General features: G+C 60.5%; 6 protein-coding genes. 5 read left to right on the forward strand and 1 reads right to left on the reverse strand.

Translation table 11 applies throughout. The annotated features are described in order from the left end of the window. Positions 1-194 precede the first annotated feature (194 nt). From ACVWXW_RS14090 to ACVWXW_RS14110, 5 genes are all read left to right on the forward strand, one after another. Complete coding sequence (locus tag ACVWXW_RS14090; RefSeq protein WP_011432742.1) at positions 195-1,373, forward strand: transaldolase; 1,179 nt, start codon at positions 195-197, stop codon at positions 1,371-1,373. Between the two features lie 35 nt (positions 1,374-1,408). Beyond that, positions 1,409-2,905, forward strand: a complete 1,497-nt coding sequence (locus ACVWXW_RS14095) for a cobaltochelatase subunit CobN (RefSeq protein ID WP_457404331.1) — start codon at positions 1,409-1,411, stop codon at positions 2,903-2,905. Between the two features lie 50 nt (positions 2,906-2,955). Then, positions 2,956-3,267 (forward strand): DUF2605 domain-containing protein, encoded by a 312-nt coding sequence (locus tag ACVWXW_RS14100; protein ID WP_457404332.1) that lies wholly within the window; start codon positions 2,956-2,958, stop codon positions 3,265-3,267. Continuing rightward, positions 3,267-3,530, forward strand: a complete 264-nt coding sequence (locus ACVWXW_RS14105; protein ID WP_457404333.1) for a DUF2973 domain-containing protein — start codon at positions 3,267-3,269, stop codon at positions 3,528-3,530. The genes ACVWXW_RS14100 and ACVWXW_RS14105 overlap by 1 nt, the downstream gene beginning before the upstream one ends. Positions 3,531-3,595: 65 nt before the next feature. Further along, entirely contained in the window at positions 3,596-4,021 is a 426-nt protein-coding gene (locus tag ACVWXW_RS14110) for a GerW family sporulation protein (RefSeq protein WP_457404335.1), read from the forward strand. Between the two features lie 5 nt (positions 4,022-4,026). On the opposite strand, the gene ACVWXW_RS14115 is transcribed toward ACVWXW_RS14110, so the two are convergent. Further along, on the reverse strand, positions 4,027-7,458 hold the full coding sequence (locus ACVWXW_RS14115; RefSeq protein WP_457404337.1) for an AAA family ATPase: 3,432 nt from the start codon (positions 7,456-7,458) through the stop codon (positions 4,027-4,029). Positions 7,459-7,546 lie beyond the last annotated feature (88 nt).

The following is a 7,546-nucleotide window of genomic DNA, read 5'->3' on the forward strand; positions in this document are numbered from 1 at the left end:
GGACTCCGTCCCGCTGACGCGAACAGAGATAGGCAGGATGCGATCGCTTCTTTCCTGAACCATGTTCAGGAGAGTTCAGCGTGAATGTATCAGAATTAAGACAATCTCATGTCTACCGGGATCCCTGAATGGGATGGGTAACACTGAAACTAGGTCGCAGAAGCGGCGCGTAGCGCAATCTCAAGGAGCCGAACATGAGCAAGAGCTTGCTGGAGCAATTGCGACAGATGACTGTCGTGGTGGCTGATACGGGGGATATCAACGCCATCGAGAGCTTTAAGCCGCAGGATGCCACCACCAATCCCTCATTGATCACGGCTGCAGCCCAAATGCCTCAGTATCAGGGCATTGTCGATGAAACCTTGCTCAAGGCCCGCCAAGAACTGGGATCCAAAGCCGACATCAAAACCGTGGTGGCCCACGCCATCGATCAACTGGCCGTGGCCTTTGGCGTGCGCATTTTGTCCATCATTCCTGGCCGGGTCTCGACGGAGGTGGATGCCCGCCTCTCTTACGACACAGAAGCCACAGTTGCCAAAGCCCGCCATTTGATCGAGCTCTACAAGGCGGCAGGAGCGGATCCCAAGCGGGTGCTGATTAAAATTGCCTCGACTTGGGAAGGGATCCGAGCTGCCGAGATCCTGGAGAAAGAAGGGATCCATTGCAACCTCACCCTGTTGTTTGGCTTGCACCAAGCCATAGCCTGCGCCGAAGCGGGGGTGAAGCTGATCTCGCCCTTTGTAGGCCGCATCTTGGATTGGTACAAGAAACACACGGGCCGGGAGAGCTATCCCCCTGCCGAAGATCCGGGGGTGCAGTCGGTGACCCAGATTTACAACTACTTCCGCAAATACGATTTTCCGACGGAAGTGATGGGGGCCAGCTTCCGCAACATCGGGGAGATCATCGAGTTGGCCGGCTGTGATCTCCTGACCATCTCGCCCGCCTTGCTGGCGGAGCTGCAGAACACCGAGGGTTACCTGGAGCGCAAACTGGATCCGGAAAAAGCCAAGAAAATGGACATCCCGCGCCTGGTGATGGATCGAGCTACCTTCGACCAGATGCACCGGGAAAACCGCATGGCCTCAGAAAAGCTGGAAGAAGGGATCCAGGGCTTCTCCAAAGCGCTGGAGGTGCTGGAAAAACTGCTCACCGAGCGGCTGCAGAAGCTGGAGGGTGCCAAGGAAACCATTACCCACGCCGCCCAGGATGTCTTCCGCCTCTACGACCTGGATGGGGATGGCTTCATCACCCGCGAGGAGTGGATGGGGGCAGATCGCGTTTTCGATGCCCTGGATACCAACCAAGATGGCAAAATTACCCCTGAGGAAATGTTGGTCGGCCTAGGGGCGGCGGTCTATCTGAAGAATTAGCCGCTGGCAGCCGGCCTGGGAAAACCTCAAGGTCTATGGGCGAGAACTTTCGCCACATCGGAGATGGGGTTGCCGCCCTGGAGGCACAAGCCCGTCGCTGGATTGCCCAGCGGCTGCAAGGGATCCCTTACGATCCGCCGCCGGGGCCAGCAGCCAGGCAGGTGCTGCATTGGATCGAGACGGATCTGCTGCCGCGCCTGCAGCAAACCCCCCAGGAGCTGGAGAACCTGCTGCATGGGCTAGGGGGCGGCTATGTGCCCAGCGGCCCTTCCGGCGCCCCCACCCGAGGCCGAGTGGACGTGTTGCCCACGGGGCGCAACTTTTACTCGGTGGACATTCGCGCCATCCCCACCCCCACCGCCTGGCAGGTCGGCTCACTGGCCGCCGAGCGGCTGGTGGAGCGCTACGTGCAAGAGCAGGGGGAATATCCCCGTCGCCTGGGCCTATCCGTTTGGGGCACTTCAACTCTAAGAACTGGCGGCGACGATTGGGCCGAGGCCCTGGCGCTCTTGGGGGTCAAACCCCGCTGGGATGGAGGACGGGTGGTGGACATCGAGATCCTGCCTGTAGCGGTTTTGGGCCGCCCCCGTGTGGATGTAACCTTGCGCATTTCTGGCTTCTTTCGCGATGCCTTTCCCAATCTGATTGCCCTGTTTGACCGGGCCGTGCAGGCCGTGGCTGACCTGGAGGAGCCAGAAGCCGACAATCCCCTGCGGGCCCACGTGCTGGCCGATACCCAGTACTGGCAGGAGCAAGGGATCCCAACGCAAGCAGCGGCGGAGCGGGCGCGGCTGCGCATCTTCGGTTCCAAGCCAGGGGCCTACGGGGCCGGCCTACAGGGGCTGATCGAGGCGCAAAACTGGGAAACAGAAGCGGATCTGGCCCGCGCCTACCTCAACTGGAGCAGCTACGCCTACCGGGCCGATGGCGAGGGAGAGCCGGCCCCCGAAGCCCTGCGGCGGCAATTGGCCCACCTGCAAATTGTGCTCCACAACCAAGACAACCGCGAGCACGACCTGCTGGACTCCGATGACTACTACCAGTTTCAAGGGGGGATGGTGGCGGCAGTGCGAACGCTCCAGGGCCGCAACCCGCGGATTTACTTCGGGGATCACGCCCGTCCCCACAACCCTAAGATCCGCACCCTGGCCGAAGAAATTGACCGCGTCTATCGCGCCCGCGTGATCAACCCCAAGTGGATTGCCGGCGTGATGCGCCACGGCTACAAGGGCGCCTTCGAGATGGCTGCCACCCTGGACTACCTCTTTGCCTACGACGTCACCACCCATGCTGTGCCGGATTTCATGTACGCCGGCCTGGCCCGCGCCTACCTATTGGATCCCCAAGTCCAGGAGTTCCTGCGATCCCGCAACCCCTGGGCGCTGCGGGACATGAGCGAGCGGCTGCTGGAAGCCCACCAGCGGGGCTACTGGCAAGAGCAGGCCCTGGAATTGCTGCCTCAGATCGAAGCCCTGATGCTGGAGATGGAAGCCTACCTGGAATCCCGCTCTCCCGTGGCGAGAGAAGGTTAAGTTCTGCTAAGATTTTTTCATCCAAACCAGTTGTGGAGGGATCCCAGGCCATGAGCAAATCTGAGCTGTTGCGAGAGATTCTGGGGCCACTGTTGGAGGACTACCGCTACTGGTTTGAGCGTTCTCGCCGCTTTTTGCAGGAAGAGACCCTGGAATTGATCAGCCCAGAAGAGCAGCAGTCCTTGCTGGAAGAGGTTTTGGCTGCCCAGGCGGAGCTACAGGTAGCCAAAGCGCTTTATCAGGCGTCCGATCAAGAGGTTGGCATCGACCCTGGGCTGATGGCAAAATGGCATCGCCTGCTTATGAAATGTGCCGAATTGGGCCGTCAATTTCGCCATATTCACCCCTCCCCCGACCTGTAATGCTGCAGATTCTCTACCTCATCGCTTTTATGGCCATTGCCTTTTTGGCCCTGCGCAACTTGGTTACCAATGTCATCACACTGGGCGTGGAAGAGCGCAAGGCCTCTCCTCGTCGTGCCCGCAAGCGGATCCCTCACCCAGAGCTGCTGGATGAAGATGGCAACCTCACCGAGGAGCCTCTACTGGTGATTCGCTCGGCCAGCTTGGAAGAAGCTCGCAGCCGTTTGGAAGATCTCTATTCCGGCTCGCCGGACGAAGATTAGGGGAGTTTCTTGGGCTTTCTCTCTTGGGCGTGGCTGCACTAGCCTGGGAAGGTACTGCGCGCCATTTGCCCGAGCGTCTGGTGGGCAAGTCAACCGAGATGGGATCCGACTTCAACGTGGAATCGGTGCTGGAGGCGGTGCTCGGCAAGCTGAAGGTTTTGGCGGAAACGGGACAAACCTTTGGTCAGCCGATCACTATTGGTGAGACGATTATTGTCCCTTACATGTCCTTGCATTTTGGCTTGGGTGGGGGAGGGGGTAACTTTGGAAAGACTGCTCCTGGCTGTCGCGGCAACGGCGGGGATCCGGCCAGTCTGTTCGGGGGAGCGGGGGGTGGGGTGCGCATCGAGCCAGTTGGCTTTCTGGTGATCCGAGGCGAGCGAGTGGAGCTGCTGACCACCGTCCAGAAGCCCGACCAGTGGAACCAACTCAGCGAGACTCTGGTGCCCCTGTTGCAGCAGTGGCTGCAAAATCGTGCCGGCAACTCCTGAAGGGACTAGCCGCGAATGGAGAGGCGGGATCCCTGGGGAGAGGGCTGTACCTCGATGCGGTGGGGGAAAGCATCCTGCAGGCTGGGGATGTGGGTAATCACCAAGATGCAGGCAAAGTCGGGGGCGATGGCGTTGATGGCGGCCAGCAGTTGGGCGCGTCCGGTGGCATCCTGGGATCCAAACCCCTCGTCGATGATTAAGGTTTGCAGGTCGGATCCCGAGCGCTGGGTGAGCAGGCGGGACAAGGCCAGGCGAATGGCGAAGTTGATGCGGAAGGCTTCTCCACCGGAGTAAGTCTCGTAGGGGCGGGTGCCGTGGGGATCGGCAATGAGAATGTCAAGGGTGTCATAGGGACTCCGTCCCGCTACGGAGGACAGCTTGGCCGGTGAGCAATAGCGTCGCCCGGAGCGCTGGGTAACCAATTGCAGGTGCAGGCGGTGTTGGGTAAGGCGGGCCAGGATCTGGTTGGCCTGGGCTTCCAGCTCGGGCAGGACATTTTCGACGATCAGGGCGGGGATGCCGTTGCGGCCGTAGGCATTGGCCAGCTCTTGGTACACCTGCTGCTGGCGGCGGGCCTGTTGCAGTTGCTGTTCCAGCTCGGCCTGTTCCGCCTGCTGTTGAACCGCCTGTTGTAGCCGTTGTTGGGCGGCCCCTATCTGAGACAGCACCTCATCCAGCCGCCGGCGGTGCTCCCGCAGGGTTTGGCGGATCCCTTCCAGCTGAGCAGGCAAAACCTCGGGATGCTCCGCCAGTTGTTGCTGAAGCCGTTCCAACTCTTGGGTGGCCTGGGCAAAGTGCTGGCGGCTTTCCTGTAGGCGTTGGGATAAGGCTTGGGTGCGGGCTGCCACCTCCGGCAGTTCCTGGCGGGCCACCTGTAGGGCTTGCAGGCGCACCGGCCAGAGTTGCGCTTGGGCCAGTTCGGCTTTCACCTGCTGGTGCAGGGATCCATCGTAGCCCAGGTGGTTTAACACCTGTTCCACCTGAGCCAACCGCTCCGCCAGGGGAGAATCCGATCCCACTGGCGGGACGGAGTCCTTGGATCCCACCTGTTGCAGGGTTTCCAGTTGTGCCTGTAGGGAGGCGATTTGCTCCCATAGGTGAGAGCGGCGCTCCTGGGCCTTGCGGAGTTCCTGAGAGCGGCCCAGGGCCCAGCGCCAGCGCTCCAGTTCTCCTCGTTGTAAGGCGTGCTCGCGCTCGTCATAGCCCAGTTGTTGCAGGGCCTGCTGGATCTGCTGGAGCTGTTGCCGAGCTTCTTGAGCGTAAGCTTCCCGGTCGAGGATTTCCCTCAACTCTGCCGCTTCTGCTTGCCAGAGCTGGATTTGCCGGCGGCGTTCCTGCTCGGCTTCCCACTGCTGTTGCAATCGCCCTTGCAGATGCAGGCGCTCATCCCAGGTGGCCAGTTCTTGGCTGAGACGGTGGTATTCTGCTTGCAAGAGTTCAATCTCCCGGTCGGCCACCGCCAGTTGTTCGCGGATAACAAACAGTTCGCCGGCAATTTCTTCTTGACGCTCGCGGTGTTTTTTCAGCACCACATCCCGCAGGCGCGGGCTGAGGGGACGGGCGCAGAGGGGGCAAGTCCAGTGGCGACGGCGTTGCGGAGCCATAAAGCCGGATCCCTGCGGCTCTGCTGTCGGCGTTGCAGGGGATGGCTCTGCAGGCTGGCCGACAGAAGATAGGGCCGGGGATCCCTTCTCTTGTTCTGCTGCCTCCTCGACAAGGGCCGTCACCCTCGCCAAAGTGGGGGTGACCTGATCTCGTTCGCTGCGCGGAGCACTTTGAGCGGAAAACACCTCTTGACCTTCCTCCCAGGTGGTCACCAACAGGCGGCAGCGTTCTTCTTCCTGTTGCCACTGTTGCTGGAGAACCCGCTGGCGTTCCTGGAGCTTTTGCACGAACAGCCGTCGTTCTTGGACTTTTTCCAACACCTGCTGCTGGTAGAGACGCCGTCGCTCCAGCTCTGCCAAGGCGGCCTCTCCTTCGGCAATTTTCTGCTCCAGGTGCTGCTGCTGCTGGGCTAGAGTTTCCTGGCTTTGCAGTTGCTGGCTGAGAAGCTGGAGGCGGGCTTGCAGACGTTCCCGCTCGCGGCGGATTTGCTCTTGCCAATGCTGTTGCTGCTGGAGAAGGATGGCGGCTTGCGCTTGGGCTTGGTTCAAGGCCTGGAGACGCTCTTGAGCTTGCTGGTAGTGGCGCAGGCCGATTTCGATGCGCTCCTGTTCTGCCAGCAATTGGGCATCGGCTTGGGCCTGAGCTTGGCAGGTGGCCAACTCCTGTTGCAGCCGTTGCATCTTGCGCAGTTGCTGCTGTTGCTGCTCTGCTTGCCGGGCTTGCAGCTTTTGGCGTTCTTGGAGCAGATGCTGCTGTTGCTCGAAGAGGTGGTGGAGATGGCGATCTTGGGCCATCAGGGCTTGGTAGCGTTCGTAGCCCGCCAGGATGTCTTCACTCTGGGCGATCAGCTCTTCCAACTGGAGCAGGTGCTGTCGCTGGGCACGCCACTGTTGCTCGGTGTGCTGCAGGTTGGCGCCGAGCTTTTGCAAGTGTTGGGTAAGGTGTTGGTGGCGCTCCTGCAGGATGCAGCGATGTTCGTAGAGGCGCTCTAGGGCTTGCAATTCCTGCTGTTGCTGGGCTAGGAGCTGCTGCAGATGAGTTTGCTGTTGTTGGAGTTGCTCCAGTTCGGCTTGGATTTGGCCAAGGTGGGCCTGTTGTTGGTCGAGCTGCTGCAGGCGCTCTTGGAGCAGATCCGCTTTGAGCTTGGCGCTGCGTGCCCGTTCCCGGCAGCGGTCGGCCAGCAGATCGTACTGCCCCAGCTTGAGCATGTCGGCCAAAATTTGCTTGCGCTCGCTGGGACGCTTCAGGGTGAAGGCATCCGCTTGTCCTTGTCGCAGATAGGCGGAGTGAATAAAGGTCTCGTAGTCGAGGCTGAGCTGACTTTGAATGGCCTGTTGGGTGGCGCGCATGCCGCGGCGGGTCAAGCTACGCCAGCGAGGTTGGCCGTCGGTTTCTCCGGTTTGAATTTGCCACTCCAGGGATCCCTCGCCCGATAGATGACGGCTGCGCAGGATGCGGTAGGTTTGTCCTCGGGAGCGGTAGATCACCTCTACCCAGGCTTCGCTGGCCCCCTTGCGGATGAGATCGCTGTCATTGCTAGCCCGGCTTTGCCCCCAAAGGCCCCAGGTGAGGGCATCGAGCAGGGCAGACTTGCCTGCCCCATTGGGGCCACAGATACAGGCGGTGTGGATCCCGCGCAGATCCAAAACGGCGTGAGCGTAACAGAGAAAATTGTGCAAGGTTAGGCGAACCGGGATCACAGAAAACTCTGAGGGGCTCTGGTTGCTGGAAAAAATGAGGTTGAGCCATTTGATCCAGAGTATCGCGTCAGCGGTGGGGAGCAACAATGAGGAGTGAGAAGTGAGGAGAGAGGAGTGAGGATACCGATACATTCACGCTGAACTCTCCTGAACATGGTTCAGGAAAGAAGCGATCGCATCCTGCCTATCTCTGTTCGCGTCAGCGGGACGGAGTCCAAGC

The sequence above is a fragment of the Thermostichus sp. MS-CIW-30 genome (genome assembly GCF_054058015.1).